The following is a 21,722-nucleotide window of genomic DNA, read 5'->3' as shown; positions in this document are numbered from 1 at the left end:
GTCCCAATAATTCTGGCGCCTTTTAGCGTGCGCCGCCAAAGAGTCGCAACACCTCAGTTGAGTGCAGCCGAATTCGCCGCACCCTCGAAACTGTCCGTCTGATAGAAGGTATAGGAGAGCGTGATGGTGCGGACATCATCCATGTTACGCTCCCTGTCCAGGTCCGGCGAGATGAAGAAAACCACGGGCAGTTTTTTCGTCTCCCCCGCCTTCACAATTCGCTCTGTGAAGCAGAAGCACTCCAGTTTATTGAAATAGAGCCCAGCCTTGTGAGGCGTCACATTGTAGGAAGCCATAAGGCTAACATCATTCTTCGACGTGTTGGATACTTCGTAAAACGCAAGGCCGTGTTCGCCGACCTTGATGTCCATGCTGGTCTGGAGCGGCCGGAACAGGACCGGCGCATCAATGACGTTCGCGTCGAACCGGATATTGAGGTGACGATCCAGGATGTCTTCCGGCGCGGCCTCGGCAATTTGTGTCGTTCCACCAAAACCGGTCACGCGGCAAAACGTGTCGTAAAGCGGCTTGGACGCGAAGGCGAGGCCAAGCATGCCAAGCGCGGCAACCACGGTGATAAGAAGAGTCTTGGTCGAGTTGGTCATCACATCCGCTCCGGTACGCCTCCGCCAAGCCGCACCATCGTGGTAACGATCACGAGCACGACAAATGCGACAAGGGCCAACGCCAGCCACAAATTGCGCCGTTTCTGCGCCTTGCGCGCTTCGTCATCCAGATCAGGAGGGGTTGGGCGATCGTCGCTCATGCCAGCCCCGGGACGGCGATATAGGCGCCGAACCCATGCTCTGCGATGAGTGCGGCAAACAGCAGGAAGAGATATAGGATCGAGAAGCCGAACAGTCCCTTCGCCTTTTTCAGGCTTGCAGGCGCTGCGCCGGCATCTCCGGCATCGCTACGCCAAACGCGCGCGGCGAGATACAGGAACGCTACGCCCAGAATGACAGAGACGACGGCGTAAACGACACCGCCCAATCCGGTAAACACCGGCAGCGCGCCAAGCGGTGCCAGAAAGATGGTGTAGGCGAGGATCTGGTTTCGCGTGGCCGCGGCGCCGTGCGTCACCGGCAGCATGGGCACGCCCGCTTTCTCGTATTCCTTGTGGGCGAGAAGCGACAGCGCCCAGAAGTGCGGCGGGGTCCAGAAGAAAATGATGGCAAACAGCAGCCAGGCGTCGAGTGTCGTCGACCCTGTCACAGCCGCCCACCCGATGACTGGCGGGAAAGCCCCGGCAGCCCCTCCAACAACGATGTTCTGTGGCGTGCGTCGTTTCAGGAGCATGGTGTAGAACCAGCCATAATAGGCAATCGACAGGGCAAGCAGGCCCGCGGCTAAAGCATTCGAGGCCAGCCACATCAACAGGACCGAGACGCCGGACATGATCAGCCCCATGGCAAGGGCTTCGTCACGCGGCACGGCGCCAGATGGAATGGGCCGCGTCGACGTGCGCTTCATGACGCTGTCGATGTCGGCGTCATACCACATGTTTATGGCCCCGGCGGCCCCGGAGCCTAGCGCGACTGCCAGGGTCGCAATGCCGGCCATGACAGGATTGATCGAAACACCGGTCACGCTCTGCGCAGCGACAAGACCGGCCAGCGCCGTAAAGACCACAAGCATCATGATGCGCGGCTTCATCAGCTGCACATAGTCAACCGCGGTGGCCGGCCGGGTGCGCGGCAGTTGCAGGTCGGATGCGTCGGTCGAAGACATGGTTTCAGGTCCTGTCGTCTGGAGTGGAAACGGCCCTTCGCGCATCAGTCGCAAAGGGCCGCCCCTCGAATTGTACCCGCGTTCAAGCCATTAGTGATGGCTGTCGGGCTTCACTTCTGGAAGCTCGTTGAACTGGTGGAATGGCGGCGGCGAAGGCAGCGTCCACTCAAGCGTCGTAGCACCTTCGCCCCACGGATTGGCTGCCCCCTTGCGGCGACGGATAGCCGCTTCGATCAGGCCAATGAAGAAGATGGCGGTGGCAACCAACGTCACGGCATAGCCGATCGATGACCAGAAGTGCCAGGTGGTGAACCCGTCCGCATAGTCGATGTAGCGGCGCGGCATGCCATTCAGCCCGAGGAAGTGCTGCGGGAAGAAAAGCAGGTTGGAGCCGATGAACATCGTCCAGAAGTGGGCATAGCCGATCGTCTTGTTGTACTTCACGCCGAACATTTTCTCGAACCAGTAGTACCAGCCCGCAAACAGGCCGAACACCGCGCCGAGAGAGAGCACGTAGTGGAAGTGCGCGACGACGTAGTAGGTGTCGTGCAGGGCATGGTCGATACCGGCATTGGCCAGAACGACGCCCGTCACACCGCCAACGGTGAACAGGAAGATGAACCCGATCGCCCAGACCATAGGCACTTCGAAGTCGATCGAACCGCCCCACATGGTCGCGATCCACGAGAAGATCTTGATGCCGGTCGGCACCGCAATGACCATGGTCGCCGCAACGAAATAGGCCTTCATGTCGGACGGCATGCCGACGGTGTACATGTGGTGGGCCCACACGATGAAGCCGATCGCGCCGATGGACACCATGGCGTAAGCCATACCGAGATAGCCGAAGACCGGCTTCTTCGAGAAGGTCGACACAATGTGCGAGATGATGCCGAAGGCCGGCAGGATCATGATGTAGACTTCCGGGTGACCAAAGAACCAGAACAGGTGCTGGAACATGATCGGGTCGCCGCCGCCGGATGGATCAAAGAACTGAGATCCGAAGTTCCGGTCTGTCAGCAGCATGGTCAGGGCACCGGCGAGGACCGGCAGCGCGAGCAGCAGCAGGACAGCCGTCACGAGCACCGACCAGGCAAACAGCGGCATCTTGTGCAGCGTCATGCCCGGCGCACGCATGTTGAGGATCGTCACGATGAAGTTGATGGCGCCAAGGATAGAAGCGATACCGGCCGTGTGCAGCGACAGGATCAACAGGTCCATGGACGGTCCAGGGTGACCAGTTGCACTCGACAGAGGCGGATAGAGCACCCAGCCGCCGCCGAAACCGAGGAACTGACCGGTGCCCGGGATGAGCATCGAGATGCACGCCATGATGAAGGCGGCAACCGTCAGCCAGAACGAAATATTGTTCATCCGCGGGAACGCCATGTCGGGTGCACCGATCATCAGCGGGACGAACCAGTTGCCGAAACCACCGATCAGGGCGGGCATAACCATGAAAAAGATCATGATCAGGCCGTGATAGGTGATCACGACGTTGTAGAAGTGCTTGGCGTGTTCGATCGCCTGATCGCCCGAGTAACCGAAGAACTCCATCAGGCCGGTAAGCGGCCCGATGCCCGGCTGCGCAAGCTCAAGCCGGATGAGGCCTGACAGCGTGTAGCCGACGATCCCCGCGACCAGCGCGAACACCAGGTACAGCGTACCGATGTCCTTGTGGTTCGTTGAAAGGAACCAGCGTGTAAAAAAGCCCGGCTTGTGATCGTGTGCATGATCGTCGTGGGCTGTCGAGACTTGATCCATAGCCATGTCAGAAAATTCCTCTGAAACTACTGGGCCTGGGCGAGGCGCATGGAAGCGTCCGTCGGCACATCGGTTGAAACGGTTTGCTGGCGGGCCGGAAGGGCTTCGAAAGCCGCATCGAATTCGCCCGCCTTGAGCGACGAGATCCAGGCGTCATAAACATCTGCGCTGACAACGCGAATCTCGATTGGCATGAAGGCGTGGTCCTTGCCGCAAAGCTCGGAGCACTGGCCATAATAGGTGCCCTCCTCCTCAACCAGAAACCAACCTTCGTTCAGGCGGCCCGGCACGGCATCGGTTTTGATACCGAAGGCCGGCATGGCGAAGGAGTGAATGACGTCGGACGCAGCCGTCTGGTAGCGAATATAGCGATTTACCGGCAGCACGAGCGGATAGTCGACCGTGAGATTACGCGGGCCGCGTGCGCCTTCCAGATCCTGGTCGCTGCTGAGACCGCGCTGGAGCGGGTTGGACACGAACTCAACGGGGTAACCGCCATCGTCCAGCTCGTCCGGGAAGGAATAGGTCCAGTTCCACTGGTTGCCTTGCGCCTTCACGGTCACCCAGCCTTCAGCCGCGGCGTCAGGATAGATGTTCGGATTATCGTCACTTGATTGGGCGATCACTTCCAGGTCCGGCTCATTTTCCTGATAGAACAGGTTCGAGAAGGACGGGCCGGCAATCGCGACGAGAATCAGGACCGGAACGACCGTCCAGATGATCTCGATCGCCGTATTGTGGCTGAACTTGCGCGGAACCGGGTTGGCCCGCTTGTTATAGCGCACCATCACGACGATGAGCAGCGCAAGGACGAAAATCGTAATCAGAGTGATGATCACGAGAAGATAGGTATGAAAGCCGTGCAGACGCTCCATGATACGCGTCGCAGCAGGCTGGAAATTCAGAGCACCATTTACAGGTTCGGCGGCAAACGCAGCCGCGCTGAAGCCGAAAAAGCTCAGAAGAGTGACAAGGAAACGCACAGACCCGACTCCCTAGGATTTGTTCGAGCATTGCCATAACTACACTCTTTCGAGGCGTCCACCCAAGCGCTCAGTGTTTTCAAATTTGTCGCAGCCAGTTCGCCGCGCTCAACAAAAGGCGCTATATTATATTGGTTGTGAACTCGGGAGAATGAACATGAACCGTGCTTTGATGCTGGGCGCTGTGTTGTCTGTTGCGGTATCCACCGCGTCTGCGCAGGTGTTTGTTGTTGGTGGCGGACTGGCCAGGGAGTGCTTCGACCTCGCCAAGAGCGGCAACTATCTTTTCCGCTCAGCCGATCAGACCTGTACGCGGGCCTTGCAGGAAGAAACCATGACACGCCCCAATCGCGCAGCGACTTACGTCAATCGCGGCGTCATCCGCATGCGCGAAGGCGATCATGAGGATGCTCTGGACGATTATGCAAAGGCGATAGAGCTGCAACCGGAGCTCGGCGCGGCCTATCTGAATATGGGAGCCGCGCATATTTACCAGAAGGATTTCGACCTCGCGCTGGAACCGCTCAACAAGGCAATCGAACTGGAAACCATCGATATCTTCGCAGCCTATTACAATCGGGCGATCGCGCGGGAAAATACCGGTGACCTTCCCGGTGCCTATAATGATTTCCAGAAAGCGCTGGAACTGAAACCGGGCTGGGAGCTGGCTGAGAAGCAACTCGACCGCTTCACCGTCCGCCAATAGGCACAACAGCGAAAGCCTTCTTGCACCCCGGCGCGCAAGGCCCCATTCTCGGCGCATGCTAGAAAATGACCTCCCCTTTGACCGCCAGGCCGCAACCAGCATTCTGGCGGACGCCTGCGATGGCGCCGACGATGGCGATATCTTTGTCCAGCGTGCGCGCTCGGAGCATTTCCTGTTCGATGACGGCCGGCTGAAGTCGGCCTCATACGACACCAGTCAGGGCTTCGGCCTTCGGGTGATTGCAGGAGAGGCCAGCGGCAACGCACATGCCGGCGAATTGACAATCGAAGCGATCCGCCGCGCCGCAGAGACCGCATCCGCCGCGAAACGCGGCTACAAGGGCTCGCTCGATGTCAGTCCTCAACCCACCAATCGGCGGCTCTACGCCCCGATTGACCCCACTGAAGCCCCGGGCTTCGGGGTCAAGACCGACCTGATGGCCGAGATCGACGCATGGGTCCGCGCCAAGGATCCGAGAGTCGTCCAGGTGTCAGTGTCGCTCGCCGGCAGCCGCGAGGAAATCGATGTTCTGCGCCCGGGCGGCGACGCCTTCCACGATGTGCGCCCGCTGGTCCGGCTGAATGTGTCCGTGACCCTGGAAAAGGACGGGCGGCGCGAATCGGCGAGCGCAGGCGCGGGTGGCCGGGCCGCCTATGATGAATGGATCGCCCCCTCGCGCTGGAAAGCGCTCGCCGAGCGCGCGATTCGCAAGGCGGAGATCAACCTCGAGTCCATCCCTGCCCCCGCCGGTGAAATGGAAGTGGTGCTGGGCCCGGGCTGGCCCGCCGTCCTGCTTCACGAAGCGGTTGGCCACGGCCTCGAGGGTGACTTCAACCGCAAGCAGACCTCTGTCTATTCAGGCCGGATCGGTGAGCAGGTCGCCGCCAAGGGCGTCACCGTGATCGATGACGGCACGATTGATGCGCGCCGGGGCTCGCTGTCCTTCGATGATGAGGGCACACCGACACAGCGGACGGTGCTGATCGAGGACGGCATCCTGAAGGGCTATATGCAGGATCGCCAGAATGCCCGCCTCATGGGTATGTCGCCGACGGGCAATGGCCGCCGCGAATCCTACGACGCCGGCATCATGCCGCGCATGACAAATACGGTTATGCTCGGCGGCCAGGACGATCCGGACGAAATCGTGAAGTCGATCAAGCGCGGCATCTGGGCCGTCGATTTCGGTGGCGGCCAGGTCGATATCACATCCGGTAATTTCGTCTTCCAGTGCACCGAGGCCTACCTGGTCGAGAACGGCAAGATCGTCGCGCCGGTGAAGAATGCGACGCTGATTGGCCACGGCCCGACCGCACTCAACAAGGTGTCGATGATCGGCAATGACTTCGCCATGGATGACGGTATCGGCACCTGTGGCAAGGCAGGCCAATCCGTGCCGGTCGGCGTCGGCCAACCTACGCTCAAGGTCGATTCGTTGACCGTCGGCGGCGCCGGTTAGGAGACGGGCACTTCCCGGCAGGGCCGCTGTGGCTTGTCGGTCCGGAACGGCTTGGCGACGTGTTCGCCGGTCGCCGGATCGTAGTCCGACAGCGTGTATTCGAGCGGATAAACGACATCGGTCCGTATCACAGGGACGCCACTCTCATATTTGGGTTCGAACTCGACCCGGGAGACCGCGCGTTTAGATTCGTAGCAGAATATCGGCTCGGTGCAGAAAGTGACCAGGCCGAATGGGTGTCCCTGTCGGAATCGACTTCCTGCGCGTAGCCTGACAGGACCGGCACGCAGAGGCTCAACAGGCCGCACAGAAGTAACCGCATTCATCCCCCCTCACGGTTTTTCTTCTCAACCTTTACGTAAACGCACTGTGCCGCGCAAGCCGGTGCCGATGAGTGACGACGCTTCCCATCGAAATATGCTAAACTCATATGATGAAACGACTGATCGCTTCCGTCTTTGTCGCGGTCCTGGCCGCCGGACCGCTAGCCTCATCCGCCCTCGCCCAGGGCCTGCCACCAGAAATGCCGGTCAACCGGGCTGACCTCATGGTCCGCAAGGCTGGCGGCATCCTGATTGATGTACGGCGCCCGGATGAGTGGGCCCAGACCGGTGTCCCGGTCACGGCGCATACCGTTTCTGTCGCGGATGACAATTTCATCAGCCAGGTTGACAGGGTGACCGGCGGCAACAAGAGCCAGCGTATCGCGCTCATCTGCCGTTCGGGAAACCGTTCTGCTGAGGCGCGCGACAAATTGTTGGCTGCCGGCTATCAGAACGTCACCAGCGTTGCCGGCGGGGTCATGGGCCCCGACGGCTGGATCGACGCCGACCTGCCGGTGCGGCCCTACCGCTAGTCCGGGCTCCGATCCAGGGTCACGCCAGCCGCATCCACCTCACCGCGACGTTCTTTCGGGCCGCTGCCGTCAGCGCCGTGGGTCAGCTTGCGTAGCCACGGGCTCGCCACAAGCAGGACGATGCCAAGCGCCACGGCAGCCGTACCGAGCTGGGCATAAACAGCACTGTATGCATCAATGCTCTGCTGCGCCGGCGCCCCTTCCGGCACCTGCGTCGCGCGGGCCACCTGGGCCGCGATAACGTTGGCGTAAGACGACGCCAGGAACCAGAAGCCCATCATGAAGCCGACAATCGTCTTCACGGACAGTTTGGTAACAGCCGACAGGCCGACCGGGGAAAGGAAGACTTCACCAGTCGTGTGCAGGAGATACATGAGGACGATGAAGATGACACTGATCTTGATCGTGCCATCTGCCCCTTCAGACGCCCCGGCAATACCGAGATTCAGCACATAGAAGCCGGCCCCGATCTGAACCATGGCCAAGCCAAACTTGAAGAAGGCGTTCGGCTCCTTCCCGCGCTTGCCAAGGAACGTCCACAGCGCCGCGATGATCGGTGCGAAGATAATAATGAACAACGGATTGGCCGATTGCAGCACCGGCGCCGGGAACTCCCAGCCGCCAATTTCATTGGTGACGTGTGCGGCCGCAAACAGATTCAGCGAACTCGGCCCCTGGTCGAACAGCGCCCAGAACAGAACCGACGAAACGATCAGGATTAGCAGGCCGATCATCTTGTCGCGCGCGACCGGCTCCAGCTTGGCAAGCATGTAGATGACAATGCCTGTCGTGACGACAGCGAACACCCCATGCATGGCCAGCGACATGATCCCGGCGATCTGAAGCAGGAAAAAGGCGACGATGACGAAGGCAAATCCAGAAAGATAGACTAGCCATTCACGGTTGATGCCGGCAACGACCGGCGTTTTCAGATCGACGTCTGCGGGCGGTTCTGCACGTCCTTCCAGCCAGTCCTGGCCAATCACAAAAACGATGAGGCCGGCCAGCATGCCGACCGCGGCGAGACCGAAGCCCGCCCACCAGCCGAGCGTCGCAGCCGCAATCGCGCAGAAGATACCGGCCAGGAAAGAGCCCAGATTGATACCCATGTAGTAGATGGTGAACCCCGCATCGCGGCGCCGGTCACCTTCTTCGTAAAGCGCGCCAACGCATGTCGAGATGTTCGGCTTCAGGAAACCGACACCCGCCACGATAAAGGCGAGTGCGAGAAAAAGGATCGTGCTGTAAAGCGGGCTTTGAACGCGTTCGATCGTACCGGTCGCCGTAACAGTCCCGCCGTCTGTTTCGTAGGAAATATTACGAATATCGGAGCCCTTCTCAGGCTGCTCGAACGTCAGGATTGGCACCTCTGCGCCATCGACAACAATGTTCCGGCTCTGGGACTCGTCGTACTCCATGCGGGTGAGCTCATAGCTCGTCCCGTCAATGACGATGGCCTCGCTCGCTTTCGGGCCATGAAAGCCCATCAGACCGTGGCCAATCACGAGCAAGATCGCGCCGAAAGTCACTGCCTTCCGAAATCCGATGTATTTGTCCGCCAGATAGCCACCGAGGAGCGGCCCCAGATACACAAGCGCCACATAGGCGCCGTAAAGCGTCAGCGAGAAGTCGCTTTCGAACAGGAAATGCCAAGTGAGATAGAGAATGAGCAGGCCGCGCATCCCGTAATAGGAAAAGCGCTCCCACATCTCCGCAAAAAACAGGATTACTAGGCCGCGAGGATGGCCAAGAATGGTTGGACGGTCCGACTCTACCGAGACGCCATCGGCGGTTGCGTCACTCATTTTCACTCCCCAAGCCTCTCTACAGAGACTCAAAATCTGCCCTAAGTGACGCTACTAACACCACGCGTTCCCGCGCGGCTCAAGCAAGGATGTGCCATTTGTTCCGGGAAGGGCGCAAGATGCGCCCTAGTAGGCCAGTGTATCGAAGGCTGGTTCGACCCGCCTGCCCCACTCACCGTAATAGAGTTCCAGCAAGCGGTCGGCTGGCGTGAGGCCCGAGGATGCGATCTCATCCAGCTCAGACAGGAAGCCGGATTCGTCGTCGCCTGCCGTATTGTATTTCTTGCGCGCCTTCAGCCCGTTCCGGCTGATAGCGAGGACGTCGAGAGCCAAGTCCCGCATCGACCGTCCACCCGGTACCGGCGTCTTCAGGCCGAGCGTTCCAACCGACAGGCGCACGGCTTCGCGCTCCGGCGCGCTCCAGTCTTTGACAAGGTCCCAGGCCGCATCAAGCGAATCCTGATCATAGAGAACGCCGGTCCAGAAGGCGGAAAAGGCACAGAGCCGGCTCCACGGGCCTGAATCAGACCCGCGCATTTCAAGGAAGCGTTTCAGGCGCACTTCCGGGAAAATGGTCGACAGGTGATCGACAAAATCATCAATCGCCGGTTTCTCTCCCGGAAGGATGTCGAGTTTTCCGTCCATGAAGTCACGGAAGCTTTTGCCAGACGCATCAAGGTACTTGCCGCCGCGGCGAACAAAATACATCGGCACATCAAGGGCGTAGTCGACATAGCGCTCGAACCCGGCCCCATCCTCGAACATGAAGGGTAGCATGCCGGACCGGTCCGGGTCTGTGTCTGTCCAGATGTGTGAGCGATAGGACAGGTAGCCATTCGTCCGTCCCTCGGTGAATGGCGAATTGGCAAAAAGGGCGGTCCCGAGCGGCTGCAGCGCGAGCGAGACCCGAAGCTTCTTGACCATGTCGGCTTCGGAGGAGAAATCCATGTTCGCCTGCACGGTACAGGTCCGGAACATCATCTCGCGGCCCAGCCGGCCGACCTTGAGCATGTAGTCCCGCATGATCTTGTAGCGGCCCTTCGGCATCATCGGTGTTTCGTCCATCGACCAGAGCGGCGAAGAGCCCATGCCCAGGAAGCCAATTCCCAGCGGGTCTGCGATCTCGCGAACCTCCCGCAGGTGATCACCCACCTCATTGCAGGTCTGATGGATATGCTCCAGCGGCGCGCCGGACAGTTCGAACTGGCCGCCCGGCTCGAGGCTGACGCTGGCGCCGTCCTTTTTCAATCCGATCAGATGTCCGCCTTCGATGATCGGCTCCCAGCCAAACTGGTCCCGGAGCCCTTCCAGCATCGCGCGCACAGAAACGTCGCCTTCATAGGGAAGCGGACGAAGCCCGTCGCGGATAAACCCGAATTTCTCGTGTTCGGTCCCGATCTTCCAGTCCGCCTTGGGCGTGCAGCCTGCCTCCATCCATTCGACCATTTCGGCCTTGGACTCGATACGCGGGGCGGATTCGTCGATGTCGGAAGTCGGCGTTGTCATTGCGCAGGCTGCCCTCTAGCCGTTGGATGTTTTTGGCAGATAGGGATCATTGCGCCAGTCGCCAACCAGCGACTGCCAAAGTGTGAGCGCCGACACGACCGCCGTCTCGGCACGAAGGATTCGCGGACCAAGCGTCACCGGCCTGACAAAGGATAGCGACCTCAGCCGTTCGCGCTCAGCCGCGGAGAAACCGCCTTCCGGACCGATCAACAGGCCGGCCGCCGTCTCCTTCGCATGGCTTAAGACCTCGGCCATGGGCAAAGCCTCACCGGCCTCATCGCAATAGTAGAGGGGGAGGGTCGGGTTCCAGTGATCGAGCGCTTTCCATAGCGAAACATCATCCTCAACGGTCGGAATATCCATTCGCTCGGTCTGCTCTGCCGCTTCAATAACGACCGCCTGCAGCCGGTCGCTTCTTACCCGGCTGGACTGCGTAAACTCTGTCATCACGGGCTGAATGCGCCGAACACCAAGCTCGCAGGCCTTTTCGACGACGAAATCGGTGCGGGCCTTCTTTAGCGGCGCAAACAGAAGCGTAAGGTCAGGCGCCGCATACTGCTCGCGCGTGCAGGCCACCGGCTCCACCTGCACCTTCTTGGCACTCTCCTGGACCAGACGGGCACGCCATTCACCGTTCCGGCCATTGAAGACGCGCAGATCCGCGCCATCCTCAAGGCGCATGACACGAGTAAGGTACTTCGACTGCTTCTCGTCCAGGGAAACAGCCTGTCCCTCATCGAGAGGCGCATCAATGTATATCCGGGGCGGGGAACTCATCGCGCCCATATAGTCTTGTGTCGGATAAGAGTTAAGCCATCAAACGAGGCAATTTCCATGAGCGTCCAGTCGATCAATCCCGCCAGCGAAGAGATCATCGAGACTTTCGAAGCCCACAACGATGTCGAGATCGAGCACAGGCTTGCCGCTGCCGCTGAGACCTTCACGCACTGGCGCCTGACAAGCCTCGGAAAAAGAGCCGAATTGCTCGAAGCGGCTGCCAGCATCATGGAAGAAGACCGCGAGCGCCTTGCTCGCCACATGACGCTCGAAATGGGCAAACCGCTGTCCCAGGCGCTCGGCGAGATCGACAAGTGCGCCTGGGTCTGCCGGCACTATGCCGAACATGGCGAAGCCTACCTCGCCGATGAGCGCATCAAGACCGATGCGAGCAAAGCCTATGTCAGGCACCTCCCAATCGGGCCGGTGCTCGCGGTGATGCCATGGAATTTCCCGTTCTGGCAGGTTTTCCGATTCGCGGCGCCTGCCCTGATGGCTGGTAATGTCGGACTGCTGAAGCATGCTTCAAATGTCTGGCGGTGCGCGATCGATATCGAGGAGATTTTCCTCAAGGCAGGCTTCCCGGAAGGCTGTTTCCAGACACTGCTGGTCGGTTCCGAGAAGGTCGAAGGTATTCTCAGGGACAAACGCGTGAAAGCCGCCACCCTGACTGGATCCGGACCAGCCGGCGGTGCCGTTGCGTCAACCGCTGGGGGCGAGATCAAACCGTCTGTCCTGGAGCTGGGCGGCACTGATGCCTTCATCGTCATGCCCTCAGCCGATCTCGATTCCGCCGTTGAAACGGCCATAGACGGCCGGATTCAGAACTCCGGTCAGTCCTGCATCGCCGCCAAGCGCTTCCTGGTTCACGCGGACATATACGACGAGTTCCGCGACAAGTTCATCGCCGGCATGCAAGCGATAACAATTGGCAACCCGCTGGAAGACGGCGTAAAGCTCGGGCCGCTTGCCATGAAAGCCATTCGCGATGATCTGCAGAAGCAAACCAGAGCATCCATAGAGGCCGGCGCGAAGCCACTTCTTGAACCTCGGTCGCTGCCCGAGAAGGGCTGGTGGTTTGCGCCGCAGATCCTGGAAGACATTCCCGACATGGCGCCTGCAGCCCATGAGGAAATGTTCGGTCCAGTGGCCGGGCTGTGGAAGGTTACCTCGCTGACCCAAGCCATCGAACGTGCCAATCGCAGCGATTTCGGCTTGGGCTCGGCGATCTTCACGCAGGACGAAGCGGACATCGACATCGCCATTCGCGACCTGGAGGCCGGATCGACCTTTGTAAACGCGAAGGTCGCCAGCGATCCGCGCCTGCCCTTTGGCGGCATCAAGCAGTCCGGTTTTGGCAGGGAACTCTCGCGCGACGGCATTCTGGCGTTTGTGAATCGCAAGACAATCTCTATCGCTTGAGGGGCAAAATTCGCTATAGGGGCGGCATGACTGAAACGAAAGACGATTCCCGGGATACTGATCCGGTCGATGCGGACATCGAGAAAAAGCCGCAGGCGCCAGCTGACAGCGCCCTCCCGGAATGGCTCGTTTCCCTGCCGGAAAAGCTGGTTCCTTTTGCGGCGCTGGCCCGGCTCGACCGCCCGATCGGCACATGGCTCGTGATACTCCCGACGCTCGCGTCGTTCGCTTATACGCGCATCTCGACCGGCTTCTACTGGACCGACATCTGGTGGCAGTTGCTGTTCGCCATCGGCGCTATTGTCATGCGTGGGGCTGCCTGCACCTGGAACGACATCACCGACCGGGATTTTGATGCGAAGGTCGAGCGCACAGCCTGCCGGCCATTGCCATCGGGCCAGGTCAGCCTTCGGGACGCATACATCTTCCTCGGCGTTCAGCTCGTAATCGGTTTTCTCGCTTGGCTTTGCCTACCGCTGGACGCCAAGATTGTCGCGTTACTCGCTATCCCGCTGATCGGGGCCTATCCTTTCATGAAGCGGATCACCTGGTGGCCGCAGGCCTGGCTCGGGGCGACCATTAACTGGGGCGCGCTGGTGGCCGCCGCCACCGCCATGCATGTCTCGTTCGGGACGCTTATCCTGTTCTTCGGCTTTGCGGCCTGGACCATCGCCTATGACACGATCTACGCCATCCAGGACGAAGAAGACGATGCGCTGATCGGCGTGAAATCCACAGCCCGGCTGATGGGCGAGCGGGTCATCCTCGGCGCTTTCTCGTTTTTCCTCATCGCAGCCGCCTGCTTCGCTGTGGCGGCAGCAGGCACAGGCGCAACCCGGATCGGTGCGCTGACCGTGATTGCTTTCCTCGTCCACGCGATCTGGCAGGTGCACACGCTCGACCGAGACAAGGGCACGGCCCTGAAGGTTTTCAGGTCGAATGCCTGGGCGGGGCTCATCCTGGTGGCGGGCTTCACAGTTGCCGCCGCGCTGTAAGCCGCAACAACCTCTTGGCTGACGCTGCGCCAATCGGGTAGATTGATCATATGCCTGCTGCAAAACGCATCCGCCCTCTGGACCTGTTCACCCGCGAGGAGTGGGCGCATGTGAGCCAGCGGTCCAACCTTCTGGGAACGGGCACAGTTGTTCATGCCTGGGCCGTCATAGCGCTCGCCATGGCCGCAGCGATCTGGCAGCCTTGGCTTGCGATCATAGCCATTCCCGTGATTGGCGCGCGCCAGCTCGGCCTTGCGATCCTGATGCATGAAGCGGCCCATGGGGGGCTTCATTCCAACCGCAGGATCAACGACTTTCTCGGCCAGTGGATCTGCGCCGCGCCGGTGGGCGCGCACCTCGGCAATTACCGCAATTACCACCTCACCCATCACAAATACGCCCAGCAGCCTGAAGACCCCGATCTCGGCCTCTCGGCGCCCTTCCCCGTGACCCGCCAGTCCCTTCGCCGCAAGATCATCCGGGACCTCACGGGCCAGACTTTCTTCAAGCAGCGCCGCAACCAGTTCGCCAATGCGATGGGGCTCGGCATCCGCAAGTCGAAAGGCCAGACCAACAGGGCTCAATCGGCGCGCGAGGCCGTGATTCCTTTCCTTGCGACCAATCTGATCCTGCTCGCAGGCCTGACAATTGCCGGATACTGGTGGGCTTACTTCGTGCTCTGGCTGCTCCCCATGGCGACGTGGAACCAGCTTGTGACCCGGCTGCGGAATATTGCCGAGCATGCCGTCGTGCCGGATCATGAAGACCCGATGCGCCATGCCCGCACGACGCTTGCCAGCTGGTGGGAGAAGCTGCTGATCGCGCCTTACTGGGTGAACTATCACTGCGAGCATCACATGTTCATGCACCTGCCCTGCTACCGGCTTCCGCGCGCTCACAAGCTGCTTGCGAAGAAGGGCGTGACCGCCCAGATGGAAGTCAAGCAAGGCTATTGGGGCGTCCTCAAGGAGGCCTCTTCCAAGCCAGCAAGGCCCGCCGTGGCCGTCTGAACCTGCCAGCCGGGAATGCTGGCCAACCAGCCAGGAGCCAGCCTCATGACCAAACTGACCATCGAAATGGTGTCCGACCTTGTCTGCCCCTGGTGCTGGCTTGGCCTTCGCCGGATACAGAGCGCGATTGCGCTGGTGCCGGAGATAGAGGTCGAACTTCTCTTCCGGCCCTTCGAACTCGATCCGACCATTCCCGAAGGCGGGGTGAACTATCGCGACTACATGGCCAGCAAGTTCGGCCCGGAAACCGAAGACAGCCGCTGGGCGGCAATGCGCGAAGCCCTCGTCCAGTACGGACAGGAAGAGGATATCCCTTATAATTTCAGCGAATTGCGCCACCGCCCCAACAGTTTCGATGCCCATCGCCTCGTTCGCTGGGCGCAGGGACAAGGCAAGGGCGCGGAGGCAAAGGAAGCGCTCTTTTCCGCTTATTTCGAACACGCCCGCGATATTGGCGATCATGACGTGCTCTGCGATATTGCCGAAGAGATCGGGCTGGAGCGGGATATCGTCGAGAAGCTGCTGCTTTCGGATGCCGACGTGGAAGCGGTCCGCAAGGAAGAAGAGCTCTTCCGGCAGATGGGTATTGGCGGCGTGCCAACCTATATTGCGATGCGCCGGATCGCCGTTCAGGGCGCCGAAAGTGCTGAAAAGCTTGCGAAATTCATCAAGGCTTCCGCCGACCAGCTCCCCCAGCAGCGCAGTTACGGCTGAGCCAGCACCAGCGCCCGCAAACCCGGGCGGGCTGCGGCGGCTTGTCTGTCTTGATCCCGTTTCGGCGCTGGCGCGCCTCACATGGATCGGGCTCAGGGCTGTTTGTTTTGATCCCCGCTTCGCGATGGATCGCGCTCAGGGCTGTTTGAAACATCAGTCTGCATGGTGAGCGAAGTCGAACCACGCGGACGGAAGGTCAGCTCGAATCCAGAAAGGCCGGTCCAGCGGCGGTACAATTCGGGTCCGATTCCGGTACGAGAACAGTCCAATTCCGGTATGATTCCAGTCCGGCGCCCAAAGCCGCCAGAAACCCGCCCGGTTCGAGCCGCAGCCAGGGCGCACGCGGTGCGAAATGGGTCCAGTCATCCGGGTCCGGCCGGTCGCCGGCCACTTGCAGCGTGACCACCAGCCGCCCGTTTGGCAGCACGGCGACACCCAGCATGCCGACCGGGTTCGCAGCCCGGTAAGCGCGGTAATACCGCTCGAACCGCCAGACTTCGAGGAAGAAGACCGGCCAATAGTAGAGCGGCAGCAGGGCCAGCGTTTCAAGAATCCAGGCGCGGGTCAGCATGGCCCGAATTGGAGCACGGGTTTCAGAGGGGTGGGATGGATTGGTCTCTCCCCCTTCTCCCTCGGGAGAGGGCGCAGGGAGAAGCATCGCATGTCGATGCGCCGGAGCACGGGGATGAGGGGAACTGGCTTGGAAAGGATCGCGCCCGGCAGACAGGTCTGCATCCCCTCACCCCAACCCCTCTCCCCGGGGAGAGGGGCATGGTGCCAATCGCCTTCAGCTCAGCTGCAGCTCCACAAGCCGCTTATAGGCGCCCGCCGCGGACATGAGCTCAAGGTGGGTGCCCTCTTCGACCGCCTTGCCATCCTCGATCACGACAATCCGGTCGGCCGAACGGACTGTGGAAAGGCGGTGGGCGATGACCAGCGTCGTGCGGTCCTTCGAGAACGCGTTCAGCGCCGCCTGCACCTTGGCCTCACTCTCGGCATCGAGCGCGGAGGTCGCCTCGTCCAGCATCAAGATCGGCGCATTGCGCAGGATGGCCCGGGCAAGCGCGATACGCTGGCGCTGGCCGCCTGAGAGGTTGCGGCCCATTTCACCAGCCATGGCGTCATAGCCGCCCGGCAGGGAGAGGATGAAGTCATGCGCATTGGCCGCCTTGGCGGCCTGCTTGATCTCGTCCCGGCTCGCCCCCATTCGGCCGAGCGCAATATTGGCGGCAATCGTATCGTCGAAGAGCAGCGCTTCCTGGGCCACCAGTGCGGTCGCCCGGCGAAGACTCGCACCTGTAAAGCCGCGAATATCGTTGCCATCGACACAGACCGACCCTGAAAGCGGATCATATAACCGCAGTAACAGGTTGAATATCGTGGATTTTCCCGAGCCCGACGGCCCAACCAGCGCGACAGTCTCACCCGGATTGGCCGAGAAATTCAGCCCCTTCAGGGCGATGGACCCATCCGGATAGACAAAGTGCACATCGCGAAACTCGAGCCCGCCCTTGGGCGCTGTGAGGGCGATGGCATCATCCCGGTCCTTGATGGCCGGATCGGCGTCGAGGATTTCGAAAACCCGGTCTGCCGCCGCCCCGCCCTCCTGGGCGACCGCATTCAGCGTACCGAGCGCGCGCAGCTCCGGCGCCGCGACAGCAACGGCCCCGATCACGCCGACAAAATTGCCGAGCGATGTGTCGCCCTCGGCAATCCGCCAGGCGGTGAGGCCGAGAATACCCACCAGCGCCAGGCCACCCGTAATCTCGAGGATCGGATCGACCGCCGCCTTGTCCGTCAGGACTTTCAGGAACAGACGCGAGCGTTCGACGAAGCCCTTGCGGGCGCGCGCCTTCTGATAGTCCTCCAGTCCGTAGGCCTTGACCACGCGGGCCGACTGGAAGCTCTCTGACAGGAGGGAGGTCACCTCCCCGATCTGGTTCTGCGCTTTCTTGGACCGCTTGCGCACGCTGTTGCCGAGCGCGATCACCGGCGCAAAGGCAATCGGATAGATCACCAGCAGAACGAGCGTCAGCTTCCAGTCCATGATCAGCATGGTGATGAGCACGCCAATCACCGTCAGGACGCCCTTGGTCAGATTGTTGGCGAGCCTCAGTCCCGCTTCGCGAAGCGCGTTCACATCATTGATGAAACGCGAGACGAAACCACCTGTGCGGTCTGCCGAGAGGCGCGCGAAGTCGCCATCGGTCAGCGAATCGAACTGGTCGGCCTGGATATCGACAATGGCGCGCTGGACGCCGGTATTGTTGGCCAGGGTCATGCCATAAAGCGAGAGGGAGCGGATAGCCGCCGCCGCGCCGATGATACCGACCAGCCACCAGAGATAGGCGGGCACGCCTGTTGTCTCGGGGCCCGCAAGGTCTTCCAGCCCCTCGACGACGAGTTTCAGGAGATAGCCGTAGGACGCGGCGGCCACCGAAGTGATGGCGGCGCAGGCCGTACCCAGCGCGAACCACTTCCAGTGCGGCAGGTACCGCTCCCGGATCAGCCGCCAGAGGCTGCGTGCGCCCCCGCGCCCGCCAGCTTTATCAGACGTGATGGTGCGACCCCGTTTCCGGATCGAGCAGCCGGTGCGCATGCAGGATGAAATATCTCATCTCGGCATTGTCGACCGTCCGCTGGGCTGCCGACTTCCAGGCGTCATAAGCCGCCTTGTAGCTCGGGAAGGCGCCGACGAAATCGATCTTCGAGAGATCCTCGAACTCGACGCCTTTGACGTCCTTCAATTCGCCGCCGATGACGATATGCAGCAATTGTTTGGCTTCCGGCATGTCGGCCATGGGCTTTTGCTCCGTAGTCTCAGTCTTGTCATAGGGCCGCACCGTCCAGTTCGGATCGGGAAGCCGCACCCCTTTGACGCGCTCCACTAACAGAGGATGCAGAGCCTTTCCAGCTGCAATCAGGCTTCTCTGTGCAGGTTCGCTGCGATTGAAGATAAAGGGTTCACCCAGATGCGTCGAGGCAATGCCGCCTGCCTCATTGACGATCACCGTGCCCGCAGCAAGGTCCCAGTCGGACTTGCGCCACAGCACCAGGGTCGCGTCCCAGGTGCCGCTGGCGACCCAGCACATCCGCAGCAGGGTGGCATTCGGCTTGGGATTGGCGAGATGCATGTCCGGCCAGGGAACTTTCCAGGCCGGATGGTTAAGCATGGATTCGGCCGCGATCATGCGGCAGCCGTCTTCCTGCTCGCGCGTGCTGGTCTGGATGGGGTCGCCATTCAGGGTCGCGCCCTTGCCCCGCTCGGCGCAATAGGTCTCGCCGAGAACCGGGGCATGCACCACACCGGCAACCGGCTGGCCGTGCTCGATCACGCTGAGGCCGATGCACCAGTAGGGCTGCCCGCTCATGAAGGCGCGCGTACCGTCGATCGGGTCGACGCACCAGACGGTCTCCAGCCGCTGCGTATGGCGCGACAGGGCCGTCTCCTCCGACAGCCAGCCATAGTCGCCATAGGCCCCCATCAGCCGGTCGTGAACAAGCTTGTTGACGGCAATGTCGGCCTCGGTCACCGGATGGCCGGGATATTTCTCCCAGGACGGCACCGTGCCCTTTTCGAAATAGGCCAGCGCCAGGCTGCCTGCCTCTAACGCCACCTCTCGCAGCAGCTGTGTCCGGTCGGAAAAGCGGCGTTCAGTTGCCTGCAATCGACATGTCCTCGATCATCACGCTCGGTGCGTTGCGGCGACCGCGGAATTCGAGGTCCGACGCCGGGACGAGCCGGGCAAACATGGATGGCAGGTCGCCGGCGATGGTGACTTCCGACACCGGGTACTGCACAGCCCCATCCTCGAACCAGAAACCAGCCACGCCAACCGAATAGTCGCCCGTATTGGGATTGATGGACGGGCCGAACATGTCGGTGACAAGAAGGCCCTTGCCTGCCTCCTTCATGAGCATCTCCGCCGACTTCTCCCCGGCCTCGATGTGGACATTGGAGGTGCCGACGCCCGGAATGCTGCCAAAGCCGCCGCTGGCGAAGCCGTTCGGCTCCAGGCCGAGCTGGCGGGCCGACGACATGTTCAGCAGCCAGCGGGTCAGCACGCCGTCCTCGATCAGCAGCTTGCGCTCGACCGGCAGGCCTTCGCCATCATGGTTGCGGCAGCCAAGCGCCTTTTCGAGGAAAGGGTCGTCTACGATGTTCACGCCGCCGGCGAACACTTTCTCGCCCAGCCGGTCCTTCAGGAAGCTGACACCGCGCGCCACGGACGGGCCGGAGATCGCGCCGAGGAAGGCACCGATCAGGCTCGGCGCGACGCGCTTGTCGTAAATGACCACGCCCTTCTGCGTCTTCACCTTCTTCGGGCCGAGCCGGGCGACGGCCCGCTCACCGGCAGTGCGGCCGATCTCTTCGGGTGACGGCCGGTGCGCCATCTTGCGCACGCTCCAGCTGTCATAGTCACGCTCCATCGCGCCATCGCGTTCGGCGACGGCGGCCAGGCCAAGCCCGGTCGAGCCACCCGACAGATAAGACGAGAAGCCGTTCGATGCGGCCACCCAGCGCTCGGTCCGGCTCCAGCCATTGCCGCAGCCGGATACCGTCTTCACCCCATCGACAGCGAGCGCGGCCGCTTCGGCTGCGATGGCATCGGATTCCAGCCGGTCGATCGGGATTTCGCCGTCGCCTTCAAGGTCCAGCACAGGCGGATCCTTGGCGAGCAGCTCTTCCGGCGCCAGCCCGGCAAACTTGTCCTCGGGGACGGCCTTCGCCATGGCCACGCAGCGTTCCGCCATGGCCGTGATCGCGTCGTCGGAAAGGTCGGAGCCCGACACATGCGCCTGGCGCTGGCCGAACAGGACGCGAAGGGCAATGCCCTGCGATTCAGAGCGCTCGACATTCTCGAGCTTGCCGTCCCGCACATCGACGCTGACGCCTTCAGAGATGCCCAGACTGCAATCTGCGGCCGTCGCGCCTTCCTTCAGGCAGCGGTCGATGAGTGTCTCCAGAATCTCGGCTGGAGGTGTCTTGAATGTTCTTGTCATGCAGCAGGAGGTAACCCCTGCCGGTCGAACCGGCAACGGCCCTGGTATCAGCTTCAGCAGCGAATGGTGAAAACAGTCTCAGCTAAGAAGCCGGTACATGCCGCTGCCAACCTCGGTATCGGCCATGAGGCGGACGTCCTGAGGCGATTCAATGGTGTCTTCGCGTCCAATCGACAGGCAGCCGCCCGGCTTGATCGAGGCCACGAGATTGCCAATCGCGGCCCCCAGTTCCGGCGCTTCCATACCGCTAAGGACATTCCGGCAGATGACCGCATCGAAACTCGCCGGGCCAAGTGGACCATCCAGAAGGTTGTGATGACAGGCCTGAACCTGCTCGCGCAGGGCCGCGCGCGCAAGCCAGTCGCGTTCGCCTGTCCGCGAGAAGTGCCTGAGCATGCGAGGCGTCGACAGGCCATGCTGGATCTCGAAGTGGGAGAAGGTGCCGGCCCGCGCCCGGTTGGTCGCCCGGTAACCGATATCGCTCGTGACGATGCTGACGCGTTGCTGCGCGCGCCCGCCGGGTATCAGCTCGTCGAGCAGGATGGCCAGCGAATAGGCCTCCTGCCCTGTCGAACCGCCCGCGCACCAGACGCGGACGGGCGCGGCCTCGCTCGACTGGCTGGCCCGCCGGGCAATGTCCTCTGCGACAATCTGGAGGCGGTGGCGCTCACGGAAGAACCAGGTCTCGTCATCGACAAGCGCGTCCGCGAAATAGCTGGCGAGATTGGACGGCACCTGGCGGCCAACTTCCCGCAGCAAATGCTCGAGGCTGGAAACGCCAAGCATGTCCATGACCGGCTTCAGGCGCACCTCCAGCAAGTATACCTTGCGCGCATCCTGGACCTGCCCGGACAGTGACCGGGCAAGCACCAAGAGTTGCTCATAGCGAGAATTGTCAGTCCCGGTCGCCATTTCCACCCACCAGTCTGTCAGCGCGCCCGAGGGTCGTTTTAGGTTAACCCTAACACGTCGCAATCATCCAAATTGATG

The 21,722-nt window shown here is 61.3% G+C and carries 21 protein-coding genes; 7 read left to right on the top strand and 14 right to left on the bottom strand.

The annotated features are described in order from the left end of the window. Positions 1-53 precede the first annotated feature (53 nt). The 5 genes from D1223_RS11325 to coxB form a co-directional block, all read right to left on the bottom strand. The gene (locus D1223_RS11325) at positions 54-605 is read right to left on the bottom strand and encodes a cytochrome c oxidase assembly protein (RefSeq protein WP_119376541.1); all 552 of its coding nucleotides are present in this window, start codon (positions 603-605) and stop codon (positions 54-56) included. Next, positions 605-766: a hypothetical protein gene (locus D1223_RS18940; RefSeq protein ID WP_199288212.1), complete on the bottom strand. Its 162-nt coding sequence runs from the start codon at positions 764-766 to the stop codon at positions 605-607. Before D1223_RS18940 ends, D1223_RS11325 begins: the two co-directional genes overlap by 1 nt. Then, entirely contained in the window at positions 763-1,731 is a 969-nt protein-coding gene (gene cyoE / locus D1223_RS11320; protein WP_119377123.1) for a heme o synthase, read from the bottom strand. The genes D1223_RS18940 and cyoE overlap by 4 nt, the downstream gene beginning before the upstream one ends. 90 nt (positions 1,732-1,821) lie before the next feature. Next, complete coding sequence (gene ctaD / locus D1223_RS11315; RefSeq protein WP_119376540.1) at positions 1,822-3,495, bottom strand: cytochrome c oxidase subunit I; 1,674 nt, start codon at positions 3,493-3,495, stop codon at positions 1,822-1,824. A gap of 26 nt (positions 3,496-3,521) precedes the next feature. Continuing rightward, positions 3,522-4,478 carry a cytochrome c oxidase subunit II gene (gene coxB / locus D1223_RS11310; protein WP_119376539.1) on the bottom strand — a complete coding sequence of 319 codons (957 nt, stop codon included), beginning with the start codon at positions 4,476-4,478 and terminating at the stop codon, positions 3,522-3,524. Positions 4,479-4,635: 157 nt separating this feature from the next. Between coxB and D1223_RS11305 the strand changes: the two genes are divergently transcribed. Continuing rightward, complete coding sequence (locus D1223_RS11305; protein WP_233349914.1) at positions 4,636-5,184, top strand: tetratricopeptide repeat protein; 549 nt, start codon at positions 4,636-4,638, stop codon at positions 5,182-5,184. 55 nt (positions 5,185-5,239) lie between these two features. Then, a complete protein-coding gene (tldD, locus tag D1223_RS11300) occupies positions 5,240-6,643 on the top strand; it encodes a metalloprotease TldD (RefSeq protein ID WP_119376537.1) in 1,404 nt (467 codons plus the stop codon). Here tldD and D1223_RS19155 read toward each other — a convergent pair. Continuing rightward, on the bottom strand, positions 6,640-6,774 hold the full coding sequence (locus D1223_RS19155; protein WP_267896313.1) for a hypothetical protein: 135 nt from the start codon (positions 6,772-6,774) through the stop codon (positions 6,640-6,642). The genes tldD and D1223_RS19155 overlap by 4 nt on opposite strands. A gap of 299 nt (positions 6,775-7,073) precedes the next feature. Between D1223_RS19155 and D1223_RS11295 the strand changes: the two genes are divergently transcribed. Then, a complete protein-coding gene (locus D1223_RS11295) occupies positions 7,074-7,499 on the top strand; it encodes a rhodanese-like domain-containing protein (RefSeq protein ID WP_119376536.1) in 426 nt (141 codons plus the stop codon). Here D1223_RS11295 and D1223_RS11290 read toward each other — a convergent pair. The 3 genes from D1223_RS11290 to D1223_RS11280 all read right to left on the bottom strand — a co-directional run bounded on the left by D1223_RS11290 (position 7,496) and on the right by D1223_RS11280 (position 11,587). Further along, a complete protein-coding gene (locus D1223_RS11290) occupies positions 7,496-9,304 on the bottom strand; it encodes a peptide MFS transporter (RefSeq protein ID WP_119376535.1) in 1,809 nt (602 codons plus the stop codon). The genes D1223_RS11295 and D1223_RS11290 overlap by 4 nt on opposite strands. Positions 9,305-9,430: 126 nt before the next feature. Further along, the gene (locus tag D1223_RS11285) at positions 9,431-10,810 is read right to left on the bottom strand and encodes a glutamate--cysteine ligase (RefSeq protein ID WP_119376534.1); all 1,380 of its coding nucleotides are present in this window, start codon (positions 10,808-10,810) and stop codon (positions 9,431-9,433) included. Positions 10,811-10,825: 15 nt separating this feature from the next. Continuing rightward, positions 10,826-11,587: a 16S rRNA (uracil(1498)-N(3))-methyltransferase gene (locus tag D1223_RS11280; protein ID WP_119377122.1), complete on the bottom strand. Its 762-nt coding sequence runs from the start codon at positions 11,585-11,587 to the stop codon at positions 10,826-10,828. A 57-nt stretch (positions 11,588-11,644) separates the two neighbouring features. Between D1223_RS11280 and D1223_RS11275 the strand changes: the two genes are divergently transcribed. Genes D1223_RS11275 through D1223_RS11260 form a run of 4 tightly spaced genes read left to right on the top strand, consistent with a single transcriptional unit; the run spans position 11,645 to position 15,728 of the window. Next, positions 11,645-13,009 carry an NAD-dependent succinate-semialdehyde dehydrogenase gene (locus D1223_RS11275; RefSeq protein WP_119376533.1) on the top strand — a complete coding sequence of 455 codons (1,365 nt, stop codon included), beginning with the start codon at positions 11,645-11,647 and terminating at the stop codon, positions 13,007-13,009. A gap of 26 nt (positions 13,010-13,035) precedes the next feature. Further along, positions 13,036-14,004, top strand: a complete 969-nt coding sequence (locus tag D1223_RS11270; protein ID WP_119376532.1) for a 4-hydroxybenzoate octaprenyltransferase — start codon at positions 13,036-13,038, stop codon at positions 14,002-14,004. Between the two features lie 50 nt (positions 14,005-14,054). Then, complete coding sequence (locus D1223_RS11265; RefSeq protein ID WP_119376531.1) at positions 14,055-15,014, top strand: fatty acid desaturase family protein; 960 nt, start codon at positions 14,055-14,057, stop codon at positions 15,012-15,014. Positions 15,015-15,059: 45 nt separating this feature from the next. Beyond that, complete coding sequence (locus D1223_RS11260) at positions 15,060-15,728, top strand: DsbA family oxidoreductase (protein ID WP_119377121.1); 669 nt, start codon at positions 15,060-15,062, stop codon at positions 15,726-15,728. 196 nt (positions 15,729-15,924) lie between these two features. Here D1223_RS11260 and D1223_RS11255 read toward each other — a convergent pair whose 3' ends face one another. The 5 genes from D1223_RS11255 to D1223_RS11235 form a co-directional block, all read right to left on the bottom strand. After that, on the bottom strand, positions 15,925-16,299 hold the full coding sequence (locus D1223_RS11255; RefSeq protein WP_119376530.1) for a hypothetical protein: 375 nt from the start codon (positions 16,297-16,299) through the stop codon (positions 15,925-15,927). 216 nt (positions 16,300-16,515) lie between these two features. Beyond that, a complete protein-coding gene (locus tag D1223_RS11250) occupies positions 16,516-18,327 on the bottom strand; it encodes an ABC transporter ATP-binding protein (RefSeq protein ID WP_119376529.1) in 1,812 nt (603 codons plus the stop codon). Beyond that, complete coding sequence (locus tag D1223_RS11245; RefSeq protein ID WP_119376528.1) at positions 18,278-19,396, bottom strand: inositol monophosphatase family protein; 1,119 nt, start codon at positions 19,394-19,396, stop codon at positions 18,278-18,280. Before D1223_RS11245 ends, D1223_RS11250 begins: the two co-directional genes overlap by 50 nt. After that, positions 19,383-20,732 carry a TldD/PmbA family protein gene (locus D1223_RS11240; protein WP_119376527.1) on the bottom strand — a complete coding sequence of 450 codons (1,350 nt, stop codon included), beginning with the start codon at positions 20,730-20,732 and terminating at the stop codon, positions 19,383-19,385. Before D1223_RS11240 ends, D1223_RS11245 begins: the two co-directional genes overlap by 14 nt. A gap of 78 nt (positions 20,733-20,810) precedes the next feature. After that, positions 20,811-21,644, bottom strand: coding sequence for a CheR family methyltransferase (locus D1223_RS11235; RefSeq protein ID WP_119376526.1), 834 nt, complete (start codon positions 21,642-21,644; stop codon positions 20,811-20,813). Between the last annotated feature and the right edge of the window lie 78 nt (positions 21,645-21,722).

This window comes from Henriciella mobilis, assembly GCF_003576285.1.
Classification (GTDB): Bacteria; Pseudomonadota; Alphaproteobacteria; order Caulobacterales; family Hyphomonadaceae; genus Henriciella; species Henriciella mobilis.
The sequence above is the reverse complement of the archived record's forward strand: the minus strand, read 5'-3'. Positions and strand labels throughout refer to the sequence as shown.

What these genes read in the sequence shown, in the direction of transcription:
- D1223_RS11270 (WP_119376532.1), top strand. Translation starts at nt 13,036, where the DNA reads ATGACTGAAACGAAAGACGATTCCCGGGATACTGATCCGGTCGATGCG.
- D1223_RS11275 (WP_119376533.1), top strand. Translation starts at nt 11,645, where the DNA reads ATGAGCGTCCAGTCGATCAATCCCGCCAGCGAAGAGATCATCGAGACT.
- ctaD (WP_119376540.1), bottom strand. Translation starts at nt 3,495, where the DNA reads ATGGATCAAGTCTCGACAGCCCACGACGATCATGCACACGATCACAAG.
- D1223_RS11260 (WP_119377121.1), top strand. Translation starts at nt 15,060, where the DNA reads ATGACCAAACTGACCATCGAAATGGTGTCCGACCTTGTCTGCCCCTGG.
- D1223_RS18940 (WP_199288212.1), bottom strand. Translation starts at nt 766, where the DNA reads ATGAGCGACGATCGCCCAACCCCTCCTGATCTGGATGACGAAGCGCGC.
- D1223_RS11250 (WP_119376529.1), bottom strand. Translation starts at nt 18,327, where the DNA reads ATGCGCACCGGCTGCTCGATCCGGAAACGGGGTCGCACCATCACGTCT.
- D1223_RS11325 (WP_119376541.1), bottom strand. Translation starts at nt 605, where the DNA reads ATGACCAACTCGACCAAGACTCTTCTTATCACCGTGGTTGCCGCGCTT.
- D1223_RS11240 (WP_119376527.1), bottom strand. Translation starts at nt 20,732, where the DNA reads ATGACAAGAACATTCAAGACACCTCCAGCCGAGATTCTGGAGACACTC.
- D1223_RS11295 (WP_119376536.1), top strand. Translation starts at nt 7,074, where the DNA reads ATGATGAAACGACTGATCGCTTCCGTCTTTGTCGCGGTCCTGGCCGCC.
- D1223_RS11265 (WP_119376531.1), top strand. Translation starts at nt 14,055, where the DNA reads ATGCCTGCTGCAAAACGCATCCGCCCTCTGGACCTGTTCACCCGCGAG.
- cyoE (WP_119377123.1), bottom strand. Translation starts at nt 1,731, where the DNA reads ATGTCTTCGACCGACGCATCCGACCTGCAACTGCCGCGCACCCGGCCG.
- D1223_RS11235 (WP_119376526.1), bottom strand. Translation starts at nt 21,644, where the DNA reads ATGGCGACCGGGACTGACAATTCTCGCTATGAGCAACTCTTGGTGCTT.
- D1223_RS11285 (WP_119376534.1), bottom strand. Translation starts at nt 10,810, where the DNA reads ATGACAACGCCGACTTCCGACATCGACGAATCCGCCCCGCGTATCGAG.
- D1223_RS11255 (WP_119376530.1), bottom strand. Translation starts at nt 16,299, where the DNA reads ATGCTGACCCGCGCCTGGATTCTTGAAACGCTGGCCCTGCTGCCGCTC.
- tldD (WP_119376537.1), top strand. Translation starts at nt 5,240, where the DNA reads ATGCTAGAAAATGACCTCCCCTTTGACCGCCAGGCCGCAACCAGCATT.
- D1223_RS11290 (WP_119376535.1), bottom strand. Translation starts at nt 9,304, where the DNA reads ATGAGTGACGCAACCGCCGATGGCGTCTCGGTAGAGTCGGACCGTCCA.
- D1223_RS11280 (WP_119377122.1), bottom strand. Translation starts at nt 11,587, where the DNA reads ATGAGTTCCCCGCCCCGGATATACATTGATGCGCCTCTCGATGAGGGA.
- D1223_RS11305 (WP_233349914.1), top strand. Translation starts at nt 4,636, where the DNA reads ATGAACCGTGCTTTGATGCTGGGCGCTGTGTTGTCTGTTGCGGTATCC.